Origin of the sequence: Burkholderia aenigmatica (assembly GCF_902499175.1) — a bacterium.
Classification (GTDB): domain Bacteria; phylum Pseudomonadota; class Gammaproteobacteria; order Burkholderiales; family Burkholderiaceae; genus Burkholderia; species Burkholderia aenigmatica.
This window is the reverse complement of record NZ_CABVQC010000048.1, coordinates 15,790-35,386: the sequence shown is the minus strand read 5'-3', so window position 1 is coordinate 35,386 and position 19,597 is coordinate 15,790. Positions and strand designations below refer to the sequence as shown.

The following is a 19,597-nucleotide window of genomic DNA, read 5'->3' as shown; positions in this document are numbered from 1 at the left end:
CTCAACCTCAGTGCGCGTCCGGCGGCGGCGCGTTCAGGGAAATGGGTTTGGAGAAGACGACAGCGAGCAGCGCGACGACGAAGCACAGCGACAACGCGTAGTACGCATCCGCATAGGTAAGCGTCAACGCTTCGCGATAGATCAGGTGGTGCAGGTTCGCGAGCCCGGCTTGCGCGGTATCCAGCGTATTGCCGGCCACCGACGACCAGTACGCGGCCTGGCGATCGAGCAGCGATGCGATCTGCGGCTGGCCGGCGCTCACGTGCTCGTTCAGACGCAGGTAATGAAAATTCAGCCGGTCGTTGAGCATCGTCGCGCTCACCGCGATGCCGATTGCCCCGCCGAGATTGCGCATCAGGTTGAACAGGCCGCTGGCCGATTTCAGGCGCGACTGCGGCAGCGAGCCGAGCGCCATCGTCACGATCGGCGGCACGCTGAACTGCTGGCCGATGCCACGCAGCGCCTGCGGCAGCAGCAGTTCGCGCCAGCCCCAGTCGTGCGTGATGGGCGTGTACAGGTAGCAGCCGAGGCCGAAGCAGATCAGCCCGAACACGAGCAGCGCGCGCAGGCTGAAATAGCGCGCGGCGAACGCATACGCACCGAGCGCGACCAGCTGGAACGCGCCGACCGACAGCAGCGCCATGCCGATCTGCAGCGAGCTGAACGCGCGCACCTGCGCAAGAAACAGCGGCGTCAGGAACACGGTCACGAAGATCCCGATGCCGGTCACGAACGACAGCAGGCTGCCGATCCCGAAGTTGCGCACGGCGAGCGCGCGCAGGTCGACGACCGGATCCTTCGCGGTCAGCGCATGCACGATGAACAGGAAACCGCAGATGCCGGAGATCCATGCGCAGATCACGATCACGTCGTCGCCGAACCAGTTCTTGCGCGGGCCTTCTTCCAGCACGTATTCGAGGCAGCCGAGGAAGCCCGACATCAGCATGATGCCGAGATAGTCGCCGCGCTTGATGAGGCTGAGATCGGGTTCGTCGATGTGCACGTAGCGCGGCACGAGTGCGGCCACCGCGATGCCCGGCACGAGGTTCAGGTAGAACAGCCAGTGCCACGACCATTGATCGGTGATCCAGCCGCCGATCACGGGGCCGATCGCCGGCGCGAGCGATGCGAGCGCGCCGATGGTCGTCGACGCGATCAGCCGCTGCTTGCCGGGGAACAGCACGAACGCGGTGGTGAACACGGTCGGGATCATCGCGGCGCCGAGCGCGCCCTGCAGCCCGCGAAACAGGATCATCGAGTTGATGTCCCACGCGAGCCCGCACAGCATGCTCGTGATCGTGAAGCCGACGGCCGACGCGACGAACAGCCAGCGCGTCGACATCACCTTCGACAGCCAGCCGGACATCGGGATCACGATGATCTCGGCGATCAGGTAGGCGGTCTGCACCCACGACAATTCATCCTGGCTGGCAGAGAGGCCGCCGCCGATGTCGCGCAGCGACGACGCGACGATCTGGATGTCGAGCGTCGCCATGAAGAAGCCGACGCACATCAGCGCGAACGCGAATACGCGCTGCTTGGTCGGTTGCGACGCCGGGTCGCCGGAAAACGCGGTGGTCATCGTCGTCTCCCGTTCAGCTCGCGCGGCCGGTATGCACGGTCACGACCGCGGACAGGCCGGGGCGCAGCACATGGTCGAGGCCCGGCTGCGGATCGAGATGCACACGCACGGGCACGCGCTGGACGATCTTCGTGAAGTTGCCGGTCGCGTTCTCGGGCGGCAGCACGCTGAAGGTCGCGCCCGTGGCGGGCGCGAGGCTGTCGACGCGACCGTGCAGGCGCGTGCTCGACGCATCGAGCGACACGTCGACGCGATCGCCCGCGTGCATCTTGCGCAACTGGTCTTCCTTGAAGTTCGCGTCGATCCACAGCCCGGAAGCCGGCACGACCGTCAGCAGCGGCACGCCGACGTTCGCGAGCATCCCGACGCGGCCGGTACGATTGCCGACGTAGCCGTCGACCGGCGAGCGGATCGTCGTGTATTCGACGTTGAGCGCGGCGACGCGCTGCGCGGCGAGCGCGGTGTTCACGCGAGCTTGCGCATCGACGAGCTGCGCGCCGAGCACGTCGAGCTGCCGCTTCGACGCGAGCAGCGCGGCGTCGCTGCGCTCGACGGCGGCGCCGGCCTTCGAGTAGTCGGCGTCCGCGCGTTCGACGATCTGGTTCGACACGGCGTCGGATTTCACGAGCTCGCGGTAGCGCACGCGATCCGATGCGGCACGCGTAAGCTCGGCCGACGACGCGTTCTTGTCGGCTGCCTGCTGGCCGATCACCGCGTATTGCAGTTGCTGCTTCGCCGCGAGTTCGGTCACGGCGGAGCGCGCGCTGTCGACTTCGGCGCTGGCCTGCGCGAGCTTCGCGTCGTAGTCGCGCGCATCGAGCTGAACGAGCACGTCGCCGGCCTTCACGCGCTGGTTGTCGGTCACGAGGATCTTGTCGACGAAGCCGTTGACCTTCGGCGCAAGCACCGTCACGTCGCCGCCGACATACGCATCGTCGGTGCTCTCCTGGAAACGCAGCACGAACAGCCAGTCGAGCGCGGCGGCGGCAACGACGATGACGACGGCACCCACCGCGATGCGCATCCACGGCACGCGGCGCTGTTGCTTCGCGGGCCGGTCGAGTGTGGCTGCTTCACGGGATGAGGCAGCGGCTTGGGTCGTTTCCATCGATTCACCTATGTATATGCACTTATCAAGTCGATCGACGAAGTGTCGTCGATCGGGGAAGGGGCTAGCGTTCCGGCAGGTTGTGCGTGATCCGGAACAATTCGTCTCTCAGGCGGGCCGCCTGCGTCGGCCCGAACCGCTGCTCGAACGCTTCCTGCGCGGCGAGCCAGTGCACCTGCGCGTCGGCGACCTTCGTTTCACCGTGCGCGGTCAGCGCGAACGTCTGGCGGCGGCACGGCGGCTCGATCCGGCCCGCCACCAGCGCCGCGCCGACGAGCGGCTTGAGCGCGCGCAGCAGCGCGGTGCGTTCGATCACCAGCACGGCCGACAGCGTCGCCATCGTCAGGCCCGGCCGGTCACGCAGCAGCGCGAGAATGCTGTATTGCGACGGCGTCACGCCCGCCCGCGACAGATACCGCTCGTAGAACTGCGAGATCCGGCGGGCGGCTTGCCGGACCGCGAAGCAATCGTCATCGATGAGCGTCGTCTTGTGCATGTACACATGTTAGGGGGCAATACGGCGCGAAGCGAGCGGCGGGGCGCGATCAGATTGTTGTCATGGCTGTACCAATCGGCGTCAGGCCGCCGCCGGCACGATCCAGCCTTCGCGGTCGCAGTAGGCGGCCGTGTAGTCGATGAACGCCTTGACCTTCGCGGGCAGCAGCGCGCGGCTCGCGTAGGCGAGCTTGATCTCGACGAACGCGTCGACGAGATCGGCGTTCGGCAGCAACTGCACGAGCGCGCCCGATGCGAGTTCGGCCTGAACGAGCGTTTTCGGCACGACGCCGATCCCGAAGTCGTGCATCACCATCTCGCGATTGAAGACGGGGCTGTTCGACGAGATGTCGAAGCGAAACGGCACGGTCAGCAGGTCGCCATCGACGCGGAACGACAGCGCGGGCCGGCGCAGCGACGGCGACATCGGCACGAACGGATGGTCGGCGAGATCGGCCGGCGCGGCCGGGTGCGGATGGGCGCGCAGGTAGGCGGGCGTCGCGACGATCACGAGCGGAATCCGCTCGACCAGCCGCACGACGGTCGATTCGTTCGTCAGCATGTACGGCACGACGATGGCGATGTCGTAGCCTTCGCCGACGAGATCGATGGGCCGCTCGGTCAGCGTCACGTCGAGGCGCACCTTCGGGTGCGCGGCCTTGAAGCCGGCGATCAGCGGCACCAGCCGGTTCAGCGTGGCCGTCGTGTGCGCGACGAGCCGCAGCAGGCCTTCGGGCTCGCGTGTCGGCGCCTGCGCTTCCGCTTCGAGCGAGTCGAGTTCGTCGAGCACGGCCGCGCAGCGCTCGTAGATGCGCTCGGCCGTTTCGGTCAACGACACCTGGCGCGTGGTCCGGTGCAGCAGCCGGCTGCCGAAACGCGCTTCCAGATCCGCGACCGCACGCGACACGACAGGCCGCGCGAGGCCGTGCATGTCGGCGGCGCGCGTGAAGCTGCGCATCTCCACCACCGACCGGAAAATCCGCAGCTTGTCGATGTAGTCCATGTCCGTCTCCTTGACGCGAGGGCCGGCCACCGGCCTTGTTACGGCGGAGTGTACATTGACTTTATGCATATGCACATATAAATTGCCAAGCATGAACGACACCTCGATTGCCCAGGCGTGCAACTGCCTCGCGCTGCGTCAGGCGGCGCGCTTCGTCACGCAACTGTACGAGCGCCATCTGGCCCCGGTTGGCGTCACGCCCGCCCAGTTCTCGATCATGGCGAACCTGACGCGCACGCCCGGCCTGCTGATGAGCGAACTCGCCGATGCGCTCGTGATGGATCGCACGACGCTGCTGCGCGCACTGAAGCCGCTGCAGCGCGACGGCTTCGTCGCGACGGCCGCGTCCGAGCACGATGCGCGCGCGCATGCGCTGAGCCTCACGAAGCTGGGCGAGCGCACGTTCGCGCAGGCGTTGGTCGCATGGCAGGCCGCGCAGGACGAATTCGAGACGCAGTTCGGCCGCGACCGCGCGAAGGCGCTGCGCGACGAACTGTTCAGTGTGACCGCGGAACGCTAGACGGCGCGGCGGCAAACTGGAGCAGAATTCGAGCCATTGCCCACTTCGGTGGCGCTCAAGAGCGGAAATTGGTTTTTGAAAATGTCCGGATCGATGGCGATCTGGACAGTTTTTATTTCCAGTTGTAGAGTCCCCTGACGGATTTCACGGGCCGGCGCCGCCGGCACGCGTCAGAGGAGCCACCGATGCTGCAGTTGAGTGACCGCGACAGCGCGATGCTGCGCGGGGATTTCGGCGAGGGCGTCGCGCGCGCGATGCGGATCGTCGCGCGCACGGCGCAAGTGATGTCCGCGCCGCACCTGATCGACATCACGTCCGCGCATATCGACGGCTGTCTGTACCACGGCCAGACCAGCCTCGACTTCGTCGAGTATTTCGTCGACACCGGCGCGAAGGTCGCGGTACCGACCACGCTGAACGTCGGGTCGCTCGACCTGATCCATCCCGAGCTGTACCACGGCGACCGCACGATCCAGCGCGACGCGCAGCGCCTGATGGATGCGCATCTGCAGCTCGGCTGCGAATCGAGCTTCACGTGCGCGCCGTACCAGTTGAAGAACCGTCCCGCGAAAGGCGAGCAGATCGCCTGGGCCGAATCGAACGCGATCGTGTTCGCGAACTCGGTGCTCGGCGCGCGGACGAGCCGGTACGGCGATTTTCTTGACCTGGCCGCCGCGATCACCGGACGTGCGCCGTATGCGGGGCTGCATGTCGAAGCGAACCGTGCCGCACGGATCGTGTTCAACGCGCCGGACTTCAGCCACCTGCCGTCGCGCGACATCTATTTCGCCGCGCTTGGGCTGCTGATCGGCAGGATCGCGGGCGCGGTCGTGCCGGCGATCGTCGGGCTGCCGGCGGACACCACCGAGGACGAACTCAAGGCGCTCGGTGCGGCTGCCGCGTCGAGCGGTGCCGTCGCGCTGTTCCATGCGGTCGGCGTGACCCCCGAGGCGCCGACGCTCGATGCCGCGTTGCACGGGCAAGCGGCGCAACGCACGGTCGACGTCACGATGGGCGATCTCGATGCGATTCGTCACACGCTGAACCACGGCGCGGCCGGCGACGCGCTCGTCGCGGTGGCGCTCGGCACGCCGCATTTCTCGCTGGCCGAATTTCGCACGCTCGATACCTTGCTCGATGCATTCGACGGCAAGCCGGCCTGCGATTTCTACGTGAACACGAGCCGGTTCATCCTGTGGGAACTGGAGGAGGCCGGCCTCGCGGAGAAATTCGCTGCGCGCGGCATTCAGATCGTCGTCGATACCTGTACGTACATCACGCCGGTGATGAAGCAACTGTCGGGGCTCGTGATGACCAATTCGGGGAAATGGGCGTCGTATGCGCCCGCGAACATCGGCGTGACGGTCGCGTACGGCAGCATGCGCGAATGCGTGCGTTCGGCATATGAAGGAAAGGTGCGATTCGATGACTGAAGCGACGGGCAAGCTGTTGACGGGCGATACGCTCGTGCCGGGCAGCGCATGCGCGCGGCCGTTCGTGCTCGACAAGCCGCTCAGCTTCTGGGGCGGTTACGACTCCGGCGCGGGAAAGATCGTCGATCGCGGACATCCGCAGGCCGGCGCGAGCCTCGCCGGCAAGGTGATGGTGATGCCGCACGCGAAGGGCTCGAGCTCGAGCAGCAGCGTGCTTGCGGAAGCCGTGCGCAACGGCACGGGGCCGGTCGGGATCGTGCTGAAGGAGCGCGACCTGATCATCTCGATCGGCGCGATCGTGGCCGCCGAACTGTATGCGATCGCGGTGCCGGTGGTGTGCGTGACCGATGACGTGTACGACGCGATCGTGGCCGCGGCCGGTGACGTGCGGATCGAAGCGGCCGAGGGTGACGGCGGTGCGAGGATTTGCGTCGGCCACTGACGCGTTGCGTGCTTGTCGAGTCAGATGATTTGAACGTGCGGTGTATCTTCGTTCGCGAGCGACAGCGCGTGTCTTGCGGCATTCATTTCGCGCTTGCCGCCGGGCTGCCTGAGTCGCCGGATCTCGGGCCATATGATGATGCCGAACACGGTACGCAGGATCGTGCTCAGCGCGAAGAAACTGACCCCGGCCACACCGAACCACACGGACGCGTCCAGCGCCCCCTCCGTGCTACGTCTCAACGCGGACACCATGACGATCGTGAGGGGCATGGCGACCATCAGGCCGATCATCGAGACGACATCGATGCGGGCTGCGGCAACTTTCGCTGTGCGAACGAGATACACCGAGCCGTTGGTTACGTTCCGGATACCGAAGATGGCACGGCGATCCTGACTTTGGGCGTACGCGACATCCAGCCGGTCGCACGCGACGACGAACAGGCTGTGCGTGCTGTTCGTCCTGAGCGTGAGCGGCGCGTCGAACGTGTCGAGCTGCAGCGTGATTTCCTGGATGCTTTGCGTGGACGGGCCCAGGTTGACGCTCCAGAACTTCGTACCGATCCTCTTCTGGCTCACGGACGTCACGCAGCCGGATGCGATCTGCATGGTGCGATCGCTCATGCGTTGATCCGTTCCACCGCGAAACTGGCGGGTTCGCATTGCCACTTTTCCTGGGCTTCGCGCCGCTGGGGCCGGAAGGCCCGTTCGGACAGGCCGGCGATCGCGAGCAGGGCGCCCAGCAGGCTGATGATGCTGACGACCACGCTTGCTGCGCTGACGAACGTCCAGCCCGATTTGAAGGCGGCCGCAGCGATCAGCAGGCTCAGCATGAAGATGCAGGACGCCCAGGTGAGCAGTGACACGTTGCTGCTCTTTTGGCGGAATGCATCGTAAGGCGCGAGTGCGACGTCGTTGCTTCTGATCCACGCGATGCGGTGGCGACCGCGATCGTCGAAGGTGCATGCGCGCACTGCCATTCCGGGCTTCAACTGATCGATTTTCTTGAACGCCTCTGCATCGATATCGTCGGCGGCGATGAAGTAGCAGACGTCCTGCATCGTCAGGCGATAAAGCGGCACCTTCTCGATATCGGCCGCGACACGGACGAGATTCGCATCGATACGGTCGATCGTCGCTTCGATCAGGGTGGTGTGATTGGGCATGGGGCGGGAGAGTGCGCCGGTGGGCGCCGCTTTGGCGTGGGAATGATCATACTGATGAAATCGCGGGCGGGGGCGTCGTGCCGTTCGCGGTTTCCCCATTACTCGCGTGCGGCACCCGCGGCGGCCTCCCGGTACGCGCTCGGCGTCTGCCCGGCCCAGCGCCGGAACGCGCGCGTGAAATTCGCCGGATCGGTGAATTGCAGCCGCTCGGCGATGGTTTTCAGGTCGAGATCCGACGCGGCGAGCAACTGCTTCGCGTCGCGAAACCGCGCTTCGTCGAGCAATTGCCGATAGCTCGAACCGGCTTCCTCCAGCCGGCGCCGCAGCGTGCGCGTCGACACGAGCAGCGCATCGGCGAGCGTCTCCGGCCCCGGGTAGGCGCCGGCCCCGCGTGCCAGCTCCGCGCGCACGCGTTCGACGAGATCGCCTTCCTCCTGGCGCACCTGCGCATACTCGCGCTCCACCTGCACGAGCGCTTGCCGGTGCGCGACTTCGTCGGCGAGCGGCAGCGGCCAATCGAGCACGTCGCGCGCGATCCACAGCGCGTTGGCGGCGCAGCCGAATTCGACCGGCGGCAACTGGCCGCGATAGCGGGCGAAATAGGGCGGCTCCGGCCACGCGAATTGCAGCTTGATCGGCGGCGACGCGCGCCCGGCCCATTGCGAGATGTTCTGCGCGAGCCCGGTCAACACGAACTCGAACATCACGTGATGCTGCAGCACGGGGCTGGCCTGCACGCCGTGCAGTTCGAGCGTCGCGCCGCGTGCGTCTTCCTCGTAGGTCAGCCGATATTGGCGGTTGCGCATCCGGAAGTAGCGCTGCGTGACGGACAGCGCCTCGCGGATGTCCCGCGCGGTCAGCGTCGCGTAGCCGAGAAAGCCGTGCACGGTCGGCTTCAACAGCAGCCCGAACGCGAGCCCGATGCCCGGATCGCCGCCGATCTCGATCGCATTGAGCACGAGCCGCCCCCATTGCGAAGGCGCGACGCGCGCGTCCGGTTCGGCCAGCACCGCGTCGCGCAGGCCCGTGCCGGCGCGCACGGCGGCCAGGTCGACGCCGCGCGCGGCCAGCGCCTGCAGCAGCAGGCGCGTATAGGCGACCGGAATCGTCGGCCGGCGCAGCCCGAGGCGGTCCTTGGCGAGAGGGGAAGTCATGTCGTCTTGGCCGGAAATGACAAGCATTATGGCTGTTTGCCACCTCACGTTCAAGGCGGCGCGCGCCTACGATGTCACGCATCGCTCATTGGCACGCATTGGCACGAACATCATGACCACGACCTTTCCCCACCTGCTCGCCCCGCTCGATCTCGGCTTCACGACGCTGAAGAATCGCGTGCTGATGGGCTCGATGCACACGGGCCTCGAGGACAGCCGCAAGACGCTGCCGCGGCTCGCCGAATATTTCGCCGAACGCGCCCGCGGCGGCGTCGGCCTGATCGTGACGGGCGGCTTCGCGCCGAACGTGGCCGGCTGGACCAAGCCGTTCGGCGGCACGCTGATGACGTCGGCCGCCGCGCGGCGGCATCGTCAGATCACGGAGGCCGTGCACGCGGAAGACGGCAAGATCGCGCTGCAGATCCTGCATACGGGCCGCTACGGTTATCACCCGTTCGCGGTCGCGCCGTCGAAGATCAAGTCGCCGATCTCGCCGTTCGCGCCGCACGAACTGAGCGCGGGCGGCGTCGAGCGGCAGATCCGCGCGTTCGTCCGCTGCGCGAAGCTCGCGCGTGAGGCCGGGTATGACGGCGTCGAGATCATGGGCTCCGAGGGCTACCTGATCAACCAGTTCATCTCGATGCATACGAACAAGCGCACCGACCAGTGGGGCGGTTCGTACGAGAACCGCATCCGGCTGCCGATCGAGATCATCGAGCGCACGCGCGAAGCGGTCGGCCGCGACTTCATCCTGATCTACCGGCTGTCGATGCTCGACCTGATTCCGGACGGCAGCGACTGGAGCGAAACCGTGCAGCTCGCGAAGGCCGTCGAGCGCGCGGGCGCAACGATCATCAACACGGGGATCGGCTGGCACGAGGCGCGCGTGCCGACGATCGCGACGTCGGTGCCGCGCGGCGCGTTCGCGTGGGTGACGAAGAAGATGAAGGGCGAGGTCGGCATTCCGCTCGTGACCACCAACCGGATCAACCGTCCCGAAGTGGCCGAGCAGATCCTCGCGGACGGCTGCGCGGACATGGTGTCGATGGCGCGCCCGCTGCTCGCGGATGCGGAGTTCGTGGTCAAGGCCGCGCAGGGCCGCGCCGACGAGATCAATACCTGTATCGGCTGCAACCAGGCGTGTCTCGATCATGCGTTCAAGAACAAGATCGCGTCGTGCCTGCTGAATCCGCGCGCATGCCACGAGACGGAGCTGAAATACACGCCCGCCGCGCAACCGAAGCGCATCGCGGTGGTCGGCGCGGGGCCGGCCGGGCTCGCATGCTCGACCGTGCTCGCGCAGCGCGGCCATCAGGTCGACCTGTTCGACGGTGCGGCCGAGATCGGCGGCCAGTTCAACATGGCGAAGCGGATTCCGGGCAAGGAAGAGTTTCACGAAGCGCTGAGCTACTTCGGCCGCCAGGTCGAGCTGACCGGCGTGAACCTGCACCTGAACCGCCGCGTCGACGCGAGCGACCTGATCGCGGGCGGCTACGATGAGATCGTGCTCGCGACCGGCGTCGCGCCGCGCGACCCGAAGATTCCGGGGCAGGACGGGCCGAACGTGCTCAGCTACATCGACGTGCTCGCGGGCAGGCAGCCGGTCGGCCGGCGTGTCGTGGTGGTCGGCGCGGGCGGGATCGGCTTCGATGTCGCCGAGTATCTGGTGCAGGAGGGTGAATCGCCGGCGCTCGATCTGGACGAGTGGAAGGCCGAGTGGGGCGTGACCGACCCGGCCGCGACGCGTGGCGGCGTGACGCGTGCGCAGGTGACGGCGCCGGCGCGAGACGTGACGCTGCTGCAGCGCAAGGCCGCGCCGCTCGGCAAGGGGCTCGGCAAGACGACCGGCTGGATTCACCGCGCGACGCTGAAGATGAAGCAGGTGAAGATGATCGGCGGCGTGAACTATGAACTGATCGACGCGCGCGGCTTGCACGTGTCGTACGGCGAGCAGCGTACCGATCACGAGCTGATCGAGGCCGACACGATCGTGCTCTGCACGGGGCAGGAGCCGCAGCGCGCGCTGCTCGCGCCGCTGCAGGCGGCCGGGCGCTCGGTGCACCTGATCGGCGGCGCGGAACTGGCCGCCGAACTCGACGCGAAGCGCGCGATCGATCAGGGTTCACGGCTCGCGGCGCGGTTGTAACGGGTGGCTGCTGCGGCGTTCGTGACGATGTTCGTCGCTTGACGGCGCGACGAACCACAATTTGCCATCTGATCCGCCGGTCCGCCGATACGCCGATACGCCGATACGCCGATACGCCGATACGCCGATACGCCGATACGCCGATACGCCGATACGCGCGCGCATGTGGCCAATGTAGCGGGTGTCCCGCGCCACCACGCAGCGTGGCGGCACGATCCCGGCAAGCGCGAGCGGCCGGCGTCGGCGCCGTTCAGGCCGCTTCGGCCCGTTCTTCCTCTTCCGCGTCGAGCATTGCCTTGACGATCAGGTAGATGGCCGGCAGGTCGTCATCGTCGCGGCGCCAATCGACCGGCTCCTCGACGTCCGCGGCGACCAGGCGGCTGTCGCGCAGCCGGATGAACGCGTCGACGACGGCCGGCTCGTTGCGGTTCAGGAAGCCGGCATTCGAGAATGCCAGCTCTTCGACGTTCAGCAGCGCCTGCCAGCTCATCGTGCGGACGGCCGCAGGATGGGTGCGGCGCCGCAGGCCGAGCGCCCGCTGCGCGGGGCCGCCGGCGACACGCTGCAGATCGACGACCGCCCGCTGTGCGGCGCGTTCGAAGTGGACGGGGTTGAAGCCGGGTTGCTCGGGATCGAATGCGGATGCCTGGAACATGGTCGCCTCACAAAGGTCCGTCCGTCTGTGATGACGGAATTCGGGTCAAATGGTGCAAAAGCACTGTAAATATATACAGTGTTTGGCGCGGTTTCAAGCCCCGGATGAAGGATTTTGTGCGATGGCCATCGACGCGGGCGGCCGCACCGGGCGGGCGAACGATCTACACCGCTGCCGCGATCGTCTCCCGCAACCACCGGTGGGCCGGATCGCGATGCACGCGTTCGTGCCACAGCATCGACATTTCGTAGCCGGGCACGTCGACGGGCGCTTCCACGACCCGCAACGCGGGCACGCCGCGCACCAGCCGCTCGGGCACCATCGCGACGAGATCGGTGCTGGCGACGGCCGACATCACGAACAGGAAGTGTGGCACCGACAGCACGACGCGCCGCGTGGCACCCACCTTCGCGAGCGCTTCGTCCGTCACGCCGAAGAAGCCGGCGCCGTCGGGCGACGTGATCACGTGCTCGAGCGTACCGAACTGCGCGAGCGTGGGGCGCCGCTTCAGCTTCGGGTGACCGGCGCGGCCGATGAGCACATAACGCTCGACGAACAGCGGCAGCCGCCGCATGCCGGCCGGCGATTCGTCGGTCGTGTGAAAGGCGAGGTCGATGCCGTTTCGTTCGGTATCCTGCTCGATTCTCGGCGGGACGAGCTCGACGATCGCGAGCCGCGTACCGGGGGCGGTCGAACGCAGCGCGTTCAGCGCGGGCAGGACGATCGTTGATTCGCCGTAGTCGGTCGCCGCCACGCGCCACGTGTTCTGCGCGGTGGCGGGATCGAACGGCGTGGCGGGGATCACCGCGCGTTCGATCGCTTCGATGGCGTCCCGCAACGGCTCGCGCAGCGCCTCCGCGCGCGCAGTCGGCCGCATCCCGCGCGGCCCCGGCAGCAGCAGCGGATCGCCGAACAGGTCGCGCAGCTTCTGCAACTGCACGCTTACCGACGGCTGCGACATGTTCAGCTTCTCGGCCGTGCGCGTGACGTTGTGCTCGGCGAGCAGCACGTCCAGCGTGACGAGCAGATTGAGATCGAGTCGCCTGAGATTATTCATGGATATACCTGGAATATCAGGAATTCATTTCAAATATACCTTCGATCGCGGCATCCTGCAGTCATTCAATCAACGGAGTACCGAACATGAATGCGCTGATCGTCTATGCCCATCCCGAACCGCGTTCGCTGACCGGATCGTTGCGCGACTTCACCGTCGAGCATCTCGAAGCGGCCGGCCATACGGTGCAGGTGAGCGACCTGTATGCGATGAACTGGAAGGCGGCATTCGACGCGGACGACATGACCGGGCGTGAGCCGGACGCGCGTTTCGATCCGTCGAACGACTCGAAGCACGCGTTCGCAACCGGCACGCAGCGCGACGACATCGTGCGCGAGCAGGACAAGCTGAGGTGGGCCGATGCGGTGATCCTGCAGTTCCCGCTGTGGTGGTTCTCGATGCCGGCGATCATGAAGGGCTGGTTCGAGCGCGTGTATGCGTGCGGCTTTGCCTACGGGGTGGGCGAGCATTCCGACACGCATTGGGGCAATCGTTATGGCGAGGGTTCGTTCGTCGGCAAGCGCGCGATGGTGATCGTCGCGGCAGGCGGATGGCAGTCGCATTACAGCCCGCGTGGCATCAACGGACCGATCGACGACGTGCTGTTCCCGATCCAGCACGGGATGCTGTATTACCCGGGCTTCTCCGTGCTGCCGCCGTTCGTGATCTACCGGTCGGGGAAGATGAACGAAGCACGCTTCGACGAAACGCGTGCGGCGCTCGGCCAGCGTCTGGATGAGCTTTGGACCACGCAGCCGATCCCGTTCCGGCGCCAGAACATGGGCGATTACGAGATCCCGGCGTTGACGCTGAAGGACGAAATCGCACCGGGGAAGGTGGGGTATGCGGCGCATCTGATACACGAGGCTTGATGTCGGATGGCAGGCCCGCGCGCGCACGCGACGCGCGGGCATATCGACACATGCGCTCGAATCAAGTAGTTTCCGGGGATCGACGCGATTCGTCTGCACAATAGGCCGGCGTGGCCCGCGCAGCGAATCGGTCTCGACGGAGAACTACAACCATGTCTTTCGAACAACCGGGCCAGGCAGAACCGATCGATGACCCGCGCGCGCCGCTGCTGATCGCACTCGAAGCCGGCGGCTATCTGACGGAGGAGCAGGCGGCACGCGTCACCCAGCGTCTGCGGGACGCACCGGCCGAGCTTCCCGATACCGATTCCGTGCGTGTCATGCTCGACTGGCTGATCGCCGAGGGCTACACGACGGCGGACGCCGAGGCGAAAGCGACGCATGAGCTGCTGGACGGCCACTATGCGACCGGCAACGCGAAACTCATCCTGATGACGGTGCTGGAGGAGATCGATCCGCCCCGCTTCGAACAGCGTCGGAACGAAACGGTCGCATCGATGCAGCGTGAGCAAAAAAAGAAGCAGATGCTGATCGGCTTCGGCGGCCTGGCTGCCGCGCTCGCGGTGGGCGCCTACCTGTTGTGGCCCGCATCGGCGCCCGCGTGCGGCGCATCGAGCACGACCAAGGCGCTGAATTCGCTGTTGTTCGACGCGCGCAGGGACATGATGCTCAAGAACCCGATGCAGATGCTCAACCAGGGCAGCAAGTCGTTTCCGCACGTCAGCAACCCGCGTGAAGTCGGCTACGACGAGGCCAATCGCGCGCGCGGCTGCCTGGTGGATGTGAGTATCGCCGACGAGCAAGCGACGATCGGCTATGTGGTCCGGCACGACGACAAGGACAAGAGCGCCTTTGTCGTGCAGATGTTCCCGCCCGAATACGTGACGGTTCGCTACAGTGCGCAGGGCCTCAATCCGAAGCTCGGCGCACCGCTCGGCCGCGACGTCATCAGCACGGCTTTCATGGCGGGCGTCGCGCAATTCGACAAGGCGGTGTCGGCGCGGATGCCGAGCTACGGCAAGCCGATGTTCGGCGACGACAAACCGACGACGCTGACGAGCAACGTGCTGGGCGTCATGCCGGCCGCCGACTGCCGGCAGATCGACGGCGACCACGTGTCGTGTCCGCTGCTGATCGATTATCGCGACCGGCTGCTCGGCGCGATCGGCGCGCCGTCGATGCTGCAGTTGAAGGGCGATTTCACGTTCGTCAAGGACGGCAGCGGCTGGAAAACCGCCGACGATTTCGACAAGACGCTGATGGAGGCGATCGTCGCGCGACGCGTCGCGAAGGTGTACGGCGATGAAGCCGCCGACAAGATGGATGCGCAGAAGTAAGCCGCGCGGCAACTCGATTCACCGCTGTGGATGACGCAATGAAACAGGCGGCCTGCGAGGCAATCGCAGGCCGCCCGTCTTCCTTGTCAGTGCTCGGCCGCTTGTTTAGCGATCGTCTTCCCGTACCGAAGACGGATGCCGGCACAGCGCCCGCACTTCCATTTCCATATACGGGAACAGCGGCAGCTGGCTCAGCAGGTCATGCAGTTGCTGCACGCTTTCGACGTCGAAGATGCTGACGTTCGCATACTGCCCGGCGATCCGCCACAGATGCCGCCAGGTCCCTTCGTTCATCAACCGCTGGCACATCGCCTTTTCTTCCGCCTTCAGCGTGGCCGCCTTGACCGGATCCATGTCCGTCGGCAGACGGACGGTCATTTCCACATGAAACAGCATCCTGCACTCCTTGCGTTATCGGTTCGTCGAATCGGAAGGCCGCTCACGCCTGCGCGCGGGCCCGCTCGACTTCGCTGCCCGGCACGTCCTGCTTTTCCTTGAGCAGCGAGAAATCGAAGTCGATCAGCGCGAACTGCCCGTCGACGCCATACGGCTTGCCTTCCGCGCCTTCGGCCTGCTTCACCGGCGGGATCAACCCGTCGCGCGTCGCGAAGGCGAAGTCGTCCCACAGATGCGGATCGCCATCGATGTTGATCTGCGTCGTCAGCTTACGATAACCGTCCGCCGAAACGAAGAAGTGAATGTGCGCCGGACGATGGCCGTGGCGGCCGAGCTGGTCGAGCAGTTGCTCGGTCTTGCTTCCCGGCGGCACGCTGTAGCCGACCGGCAGCACGCTGCGGAAGCTGTATCGGCCGTCGGCATCGGTGCGGATCGAGCGACGCAGGTTGAACGCGGGCTGCGACTGATCGAAGTACGAGTAGTTGCCGAGATGGTTCGCGTGCCACACCTCGACCAGCGCGTTCGCGAGCGGCGCGCCGTCCTGGCCGAGCACCTGGCCGCGCATGATGAGCGTCTGGCCCGGATCGGTGCCGTCGTCCAGACGCGCATGGCCGACCGATTCCGGCGCACCGGCGACGTACAGCGGCCCTTCGATCGTGCGCGGCGTGCCGCCCTGGATGCCGGCCTTTTCCTCGGCTTCGTCCATGCGCACGTCGAGGAAGCGCTCGAGGCCGAGGCCCGCGGCGATCAGCCCGAATTCGCGGCCGGCTTCATTCAGGTAGTTCAGCGCCGTCCAGAATTCGCTCGGCTGCACGTCGAAGTCCTCGATCGTGTAGCAGATGTCCTGCACGATCCGGTTGACGATCGCGCGCACGCGCGGGTTGCCCGGCTTTTCTGCGGCGTCGTCGAAGGTCTTCAGCAGTGCGTCGATGGCTTGCTTGTTCATCTGTGTCTCCGGTTTCGGTTGTCGTGTGGGGTCAGCGGGCGTCGCGTCGCATCCGTTCGATGCGGGCCCAGTCGAAGGTGATGCCGAGGCCGGGCGCTGCCGGCAGGTGCAGCTTGAAATCCTCGTATCGCAGCGGCTCGACGAGGATTTCCTCGGTGAGCAGCAGCGGGCCGAACAGTTCGGTGCCCCATTTCAGCGAGTCGAACGTGCTGAACAGTTGCGCGGACGCCATCGTGCCGGCCGCGCCCTCGAGCATCGTGCCGCCGTACAGTTCGATACCGGCCGCCGCGGCGATCGACGCGACGCTCGCCGCGCCCTGCAGGCCGCCCGATTGCGCGATCTTCACCGCGAACACGTCGGCCGCGCGGTCCTGCGCGAGCGCGAACGCATCGACGGGGCCGTGCAGCGCCTCGTCGGCCATGATCGGCACCTGCGCAAGTTGCGTGAGGCGTTTCAGCCCCGCGCGGTTGGTCGCGGCGATCGGCTGCTCGACGAGGCTCACGCCGGCTTCCGCAAGCCGTGCGCCGGCCCAGATCGCATCGGTTTCGCTCCATGCCTGGTTTACGTCGACGCGCACGTCGCCACGCTCGCCGAGCGCGCGCTTGATCGCGATCACATGCGCGACGTCGTCGGCCACGGCGTTCGAGCCGATCTTCAGCTTGAACGCGCGGTGGCGACGGGCGTCGAGCATCGCTTCGGCTTCCGCGATGTCGCGCTGCGTGTCGCCGCTCGCCAGCGTCCATGCGACGTCCACCGCATCGGTCCGGCGGCCGCCGAACAGCTCGGACAGCGGCACGCCGAGGCGGCGCGCCTGCGCGTCGAACAGCGCGGTCTCGATCGCGCATTTTGCGAAGCGGTTGCCCTGGAACAGCTTGCGGGCGCGCGCCAGCGCGGCTCCCGGACGCGTCGCGTCCATGCCCTGCAGCAGCGGTGCAAAGTAGGTGTCGATGTTGACCTTGATGCTTTCGGGGCTCTCCTCGCCATACGCGAGACCGCCGATGGTCGTTGCCTCGCCGACGCCTTCGATACCGTCCGTGCATCGAACACGCACCAGCACGAGGGTCTGGCAATTCATCGTGGCGACCGACAATTTGTGGGGCCGAATCGTCGGCACGTCGACGAGCAGCGTCTCGATGCATTCGATGGTGGCGGCAGTTGCTATCATGCGATTCCTCCTGTTGGTGCACATGGTAGGAATTCCCGCCCCGCGTCGTCCAACACTCTTTCCGACTACTTCCATACCTTTGAGGCATGAAATGGAATTGCGTCAGCTCCGCTACTTCATCGCCGTCGCCGAGGAAATGAACATCACGCGGGCGGCCGAGCGGCTGCACATGACGCAGCCGCCGCTGAGCCGCCAGCTCCAGGCGATCGAGGACGAGATCGGGTTGCCGCTGTTCGAGCGCGGTGCGCGGCCGCTGAAACTGACGGATGCGGGGCGCGTGTTTTACGCGCAGGCGAAGCGCCTCGTCGACCAGGCCGACGAGCTCGGCCCGCTGACGCGGCGGCTCGCGCAGCTGTCGGAGCGGATCGTGATCGGCTTCGTGCCGTCGACGCTGTACGGCGCGCTGCCGGACGTGATCCGCGCGTTTCGCGAGGCGCAGCCGGACGTCGAGCTGTCGCTGATCGAAATGTTCACGCTCGAACAGCTCGGCGCGTTGAAGGGCGGGCGGATCGATGTGGGGTTCGGCCGGTTGCGGTTCGACGACGATCAGCTGGTGCGCGAGGCGCTGATCGAGGAAAAGCTGATCGCGGCGCTGCCGGTCGGGCATCCGCTCGCCGATCCGGCCCGGCCGCTGACGCTCTCGGATATCGCGAACGAGACGCTGATCGTCTATCCGAGCACGCCGCGGCCGAGCTTTGCCGATCAGCAGCTGTCCGCGCTGCGCGACGGCGCGCTGGTGCCGACGGCCGTTCACGAGGTGCGCGAGCTGCAGACGGCGCTCGGGCTCGTGGCCGCGCAGGTCGGCGTGTCGCTGGTGCCGGAGAGTGTGGAGGGGGTGCGTGTGAAGGGCGTGGTCTACCGGCGGTTGCCGGAGCCGGCCGCGACGTCGCCGATCATCATGAGCCGCCGGCTGCACGGCGAAAGCGCCGCCACGGCGGCGTTTTGCGCGATTGCGCGGGAGATGATCGTGCCGGTGGCGTAGCGATCGTCATTGTTTCTGCAAATCGCAACTAACGGTCTGTCTCGGCAGGCACAGGCAAATGCGGGGAGGGCGTCACGGTTTCAGGTCGTGCCGTGCAACGTCGCGACCGGCCAGGCAAGCCGCCGGGCGCGCGAGCATACGCGGCGCTAGCGCTTCCCGTCGAGCGTTTCCGACGGCGATTCCCCGAACTTTTCCCGATACGCGATTGCGAACCGCCCAAGGTGTGTAAACCCGCAATCGAGCGCGACATCGGCGATCCGCCGGTCGGACACCGCACCGCGCAGCAGCTCGCGCGCATGGTCGAGCCGCGTCGCACGCAGGTATTGCATCGGGCTCATCCCGCGGAACTGCAGGAACGCGTCGCGCAGCGTTCGTTCCGGCACGTTGGCGGCCTGGACGATATCGGCGAGCTGCAGCGGCTGCGCGTAGTGCGCGTTCACGAATTCCTGCGCGCGCCGGACGAAACCCGGCACCGGGTCGCGGTGCGACGCCTGCAGCACGGACGGCGGGTGGCCTTCGATCAGCAGGTCGATCAGCAGGTGTTCGAGCTGCGATGCGACGCGCGGGTTCGCGTTCGCGCGTTCGAGCAGTTCGGGCGAGCGCGCGACGAGCATCAGCTGCTGGCGCCATGCGGCGAGCGCGGCATCGCTGACATGCAGCACCGGATCGAGCGTTGCGCGCGGGTCGCCCGTCAGCGAGCCGACGGTCGCCGCGTCGATGCGCAGCACGAACTGCTCGCAATCGGCGGACAGCACCGCGTCGAAGCGCTCGCCGGGTGCGCACAGCACGCCCGTCTGGCCGTCGACGCCGAGTTGCCGGCCCATCGCACGCACCTCGGCCTGGCCGGACAGGCAGAACATCAGCAGGTAATAGCCGTCGACCGCGTCGACCTGCACGCGCATCGCGTCGCCGAACGCGATCGTGCCGATCCCGAGCCCGCCCAGCTTGACGAAATCCATGTGCGACGCACCATGCGTGCGGCCGCTCGGCAGCAGCGCATGCGGCTGCATCACGCGCGAGATCCGCTCGCGCGTCTCGTCGAGATCGCGGGATTCGAACAGCCGGTGCGCGCGCAGCGCGAGCGGCTCGAACGACGTTGGGGACATGGGCCTCAGCCTTGGTATGAGCGACGTGCGCTT

At 66.6% G+C, this 19,597-nt stretch carries 20 protein-coding genes; 7 read left to right on the top strand and 13 right to left on the bottom strand.

Translation table 11 applies throughout. The features are described 5' to 3' along the window. Positions 1-7: 7 nt before the first annotated feature. The 4 genes from BDO18943_RS28620 to BDO18943_RS28605 form a co-directional block, all read right to left on the bottom strand. Positions 8-1,582 (bottom strand): DHA2 family efflux MFS transporter permease subunit, encoded by a 1,575-nt coding sequence (locus tag BDO18943_RS28620; RefSeq protein ID WP_175024926.1) that lies wholly within the window; start codon positions 1,580-1,582, stop codon positions 8-10. Positions 1,583-1,595: 13 nt separating this feature from the next. Beyond that, on the bottom strand, positions 1,596-2,690 hold the full coding sequence (locus BDO18943_RS28615; RefSeq protein ID WP_175024925.1) for an HlyD family secretion protein: 1,095 nt from the start codon (positions 2,688-2,690) through the stop codon (positions 1,596-1,598). A 64-nt stretch (positions 2,691-2,754) separates the two neighbouring features. Then, positions 2,755-3,186, bottom strand: a complete 432-nt coding sequence (locus BDO18943_RS28610) for a MarR family winged helix-turn-helix transcriptional regulator (protein ID WP_175024924.1) — start codon at positions 3,184-3,186, stop codon at positions 2,755-2,757. Positions 3,187-3,267: 81 nt separating this feature from the next. After that, entirely contained in the window at positions 3,268-4,188 is a 921-nt protein-coding gene (locus BDO18943_RS28605) for a LysR family transcriptional regulator (RefSeq protein ID WP_175024923.1), read from the bottom strand. Between the two features lie 91 nt (positions 4,189-4,279). Here BDO18943_RS28605 and BDO18943_RS28600 point away from each other — a divergent pair, with 91 nt between their 5' ends. The 3 genes from BDO18943_RS28600 (at position 4,280) to BDO18943_RS28590 (ending at position 6,583) form a co-directional block, all read left to right on the top strand. After that, a complete protein-coding gene (locus tag BDO18943_RS28600; protein WP_175024922.1) occupies positions 4,280-4,708 on the top strand; it encodes a MarR family winged helix-turn-helix transcriptional regulator in 429 nt (142 codons plus the stop codon). A gap of 185 nt (positions 4,709-4,893) precedes the next feature. After that, positions 4,894-6,141: an aconitase X gene (locus BDO18943_RS28595; RefSeq protein ID WP_175024921.1), complete on the top strand. Its 1,248-nt coding sequence runs from the start codon at positions 4,894-4,896 to the stop codon at positions 6,139-6,141. Continuing rightward, positions 6,134-6,583: an aconitase X swivel domain-containing protein gene (locus tag BDO18943_RS28590; protein ID WP_175024920.1), complete on the top strand. Its 450-nt coding sequence runs from the start codon at positions 6,134-6,136 to the stop codon at positions 6,581-6,583. Before BDO18943_RS28595 ends, BDO18943_RS28590 begins: the two co-directional genes overlap by 8 nt. A 20-nt stretch (positions 6,584-6,603) precedes the next feature. On the opposite strand, the gene BDO18943_RS28585 is transcribed toward BDO18943_RS28590, so the two are convergent. Genes BDO18943_RS28585 through BDO18943_RS28575 form a run of 3 tightly spaced genes read right to left on the bottom strand, consistent with a single transcriptional unit; the run spans position 6,604 to position 8,929 of the window. Continuing rightward, positions 6,604-7,206, bottom strand: coding sequence for a hypothetical protein (locus BDO18943_RS28585; protein ID WP_175024919.1), 603 nt, complete (start codon positions 7,204-7,206; stop codon positions 6,604-6,606). Continuing rightward, positions 7,203-7,847, bottom strand: coding sequence for a hypothetical protein (locus BDO18943_RS28580; protein WP_235996212.1), 645 nt, complete (start codon positions 7,845-7,847; stop codon positions 7,203-7,205). The genes BDO18943_RS28585 and BDO18943_RS28580 overlap by 4 nt, the downstream gene beginning before the upstream one ends. Next, positions 7,847-8,929: an AraC family transcriptional regulator gene (locus tag BDO18943_RS28575; RefSeq protein ID WP_175024918.1), complete on the bottom strand. Its 1,083-nt coding sequence runs from the start codon at positions 8,927-8,929 to the stop codon at positions 7,847-7,849. Before BDO18943_RS28575 ends, BDO18943_RS28580 begins: the two co-directional genes overlap by 1 nt. An 85-nt stretch (positions 8,930-9,014) precedes the next feature. On the opposite strand from BDO18943_RS28575, the gene BDO18943_RS28570 reads away from it, so the two are divergent. Continuing rightward, positions 9,015-11,048, top strand: a complete 2,034-nt coding sequence (locus BDO18943_RS28570; protein WP_089453568.1) for an NADPH-dependent 2,4-dienoyl-CoA reductase — start codon at positions 9,015-9,017, stop codon at positions 11,046-11,048. 250 nt (positions 11,049-11,298) lie between these two features. Here BDO18943_RS28570 and BDO18943_RS28565 read toward each other — a convergent pair whose 3' ends face one another. After that, positions 11,299-11,703, bottom strand: coding sequence for a DUF2471 family protein (locus tag BDO18943_RS28565; protein WP_011355927.1), 405 nt, complete (start codon positions 11,701-11,703; stop codon positions 11,299-11,301). A gap of 163 nt (positions 11,704-11,866) precedes the next feature. Further along, positions 11,867-12,760 (bottom strand): LysR family transcriptional regulator, encoded by an 894-nt coding sequence (locus tag BDO18943_RS28560; RefSeq protein ID WP_175024917.1) that lies wholly within the window; start codon positions 12,758-12,760, stop codon positions 11,867-11,869. 86 nt (positions 12,761-12,846) lie between these two features. On the opposite strand from BDO18943_RS28560, the gene BDO18943_RS28555 reads away from it, so the two are divergent. Beyond that, positions 12,847-13,632, top strand: a complete 786-nt coding sequence (locus tag BDO18943_RS28555; RefSeq protein WP_175024916.1) for an NAD(P)H-dependent oxidoreductase — start codon at positions 12,847-12,849, stop codon at positions 13,630-13,632. A 152-nt stretch (positions 13,633-13,784) separates the two neighbouring features. Next, positions 13,785-14,969, top strand: a complete 1,185-nt coding sequence (locus tag BDO18943_RS28550) for a hypothetical protein (RefSeq protein ID WP_175024915.1) — start codon at positions 13,785-13,787, stop codon at positions 14,967-14,969. A 105-nt stretch (positions 14,970-15,074) separates the two neighbouring features. On the opposite strand, the gene catC is transcribed toward BDO18943_RS28550, so the two are convergent. Genes catC through BDO18943_RS28535 form a run of 3 tightly spaced genes read right to left on the bottom strand, consistent with a single transcriptional unit; the run spans position 15,075 to position 17,476 of the window. Continuing rightward, positions 15,075-15,365 carry a muconolactone Delta-isomerase gene (catC, locus tag BDO18943_RS28545; protein ID WP_011355923.1) on the bottom strand — a complete coding sequence of 97 codons (291 nt, stop codon included), beginning with the start codon at positions 15,363-15,365 and terminating at the stop codon, positions 15,075-15,077. A gap of 43 nt (positions 15,366-15,408) precedes the next feature. Continuing rightward, positions 15,409-16,311, bottom strand: a complete 903-nt coding sequence (gene catA, locus BDO18943_RS28540) for a catechol 1,2-dioxygenase (RefSeq protein ID WP_043177969.1) — start codon at positions 16,309-16,311, stop codon at positions 15,409-15,411. A 31-nt stretch (positions 16,312-16,342) separates the two neighbouring features. Beyond that, complete coding sequence (locus tag BDO18943_RS28535) at positions 16,343-17,476, bottom strand: muconate/chloromuconate family cycloisomerase (protein WP_175024914.1); 1,134 nt, start codon at positions 17,474-17,476, stop codon at positions 16,343-16,345. Between the two features lie 91 nt (positions 17,477-17,567). On the opposite strand from BDO18943_RS28535, the gene BDO18943_RS28530 reads away from it, so the two are divergent. Beyond that, a complete protein-coding gene (locus BDO18943_RS28530) occupies positions 17,568-18,458 on the top strand; it encodes a LysR family transcriptional regulator (protein ID WP_175024913.1) in 891 nt (296 codons plus the stop codon). A 146-nt stretch (positions 18,459-18,604) separates the two neighbouring features. Here BDO18943_RS28530 and andR read toward each other — a convergent pair whose 3' ends face one another. Beyond that, positions 18,605-19,564: an anthranilate 1,2-dioxygenase regulatory protein AndR gene (gene andR, locus BDO18943_RS28525; RefSeq protein WP_175024912.1), complete on the bottom strand. Its 960-nt coding sequence runs from the start codon at positions 19,562-19,564 to the stop codon at positions 18,605-18,607. Between the last annotated feature and the right edge of the window lie 33 nt (positions 19,565-19,597).

Coding starts and splice junctions, on each gene's coding strand:
- BDO18943_RS28620 (WP_175024926.1), bottom strand. CDS start 1,582: ATGACCACCGCGTTTTCCGGCGACCCGGCGTCGCAACCGACCAAGCAG.
- BDO18943_RS28615 (WP_175024925.1), bottom strand. CDS start 2,690: ATGGAAACGACCCAAGCCGCTGCCTCATCCCGTGAAGCAGCCACACTC.
- BDO18943_RS28610 (WP_175024924.1), bottom strand. CDS start 3,186: ATGCACAAGACGACGCTCATCGATGACGATTGCTTCGCGGTCCGGCAA.
- BDO18943_RS28605 (WP_175024923.1), bottom strand. CDS start 4,188: ATGGACTACATCGACAAGCTGCGGATTTTCCGGTCGGTGGTGGAGATG.
- BDO18943_RS28600 (WP_175024922.1), top strand. CDS start 4,280: ATGAACGACACCTCGATTGCCCAGGCGTGCAACTGCCTCGCGCTGCGT.
- BDO18943_RS28595 (WP_175024921.1), top strand. CDS start 4,894: ATGCTGCAGTTGAGTGACCGCGACAGCGCGATGCTGCGCGGGGATTTC.
- BDO18943_RS28590 (WP_175024920.1), top strand. CDS start 6,134: ATGACTGAAGCGACGGGCAAGCTGTTGACGGGCGATACGCTCGTGCCG.
- BDO18943_RS28585 (WP_175024919.1), bottom strand. CDS start 7,206: ATGAGCGATCGCACCATGCAGATCGCATCCGGCTGCGTGACGTCCGTG.
- BDO18943_RS28580 (WP_235996212.1), bottom strand. CDS start 7,847: ATGGGGAAACCGCGAACGGCACGACGCCCCCGCCCGCGATTTCATCAG.
- BDO18943_RS28575 (WP_175024918.1), bottom strand. CDS start 8,929: ATGCTTGTCATTTCCGGCCAAGACGACATGACTTCCCCTCTCGCCAAG.
- BDO18943_RS28570 (WP_089453568.1), top strand. CDS start 9,015: ATGACCACGACCTTTCCCCACCTGCTCGCCCCGCTCGATCTCGGCTTC.
- BDO18943_RS28565 (WP_011355927.1), bottom strand. CDS start 11,703: ATGTTCCAGGCATCCGCATTCGATCCCGAGCAACCCGGCTTCAACCCC.
- BDO18943_RS28560 (WP_175024917.1), bottom strand. CDS start 12,760: ATGAATAATCTCAGGCGACTCGATCTCAATCTGCTCGTCACGCTGGAC.
- BDO18943_RS28555 (WP_175024916.1), top strand. CDS start 12,847: ATGAATGCGCTGATCGTCTATGCCCATCCCGAACCGCGTTCGCTGACC.
- BDO18943_RS28550 (WP_175024915.1), top strand. CDS start 13,785: ATGTCTTTCGAACAACCGGGCCAGGCAGAACCGATCGATGACCCGCGC.
- catC (WP_011355923.1), bottom strand. CDS start 15,365: ATGCTGTTTCATGTGGAAATGACCGTCCGTCTGCCGACGGACATGGAT.
- catA (WP_043177969.1), bottom strand. CDS start 16,311: ATGAACAAGCAAGCCATCGACGCACTGCTGAAGACCTTCGACGACGCC.
- BDO18943_RS28535 (WP_175024914.1), bottom strand. CDS start 17,476: ATGATAGCAACTGCCGCCACCATCGAATGCATCGAGACGCTGCTCGTC.
- BDO18943_RS28530 (WP_175024913.1), top strand. CDS start 17,568: ATGGAATTGCGTCAGCTCCGCTACTTCATCGCCGTCGCCGAGGAAATG.
- andR (WP_175024912.1), bottom strand. CDS start 19,564: ATGTCCCCAACGTCGTTCGAGCCGCTCGCGCTGCGCGCGCACCGGCTG.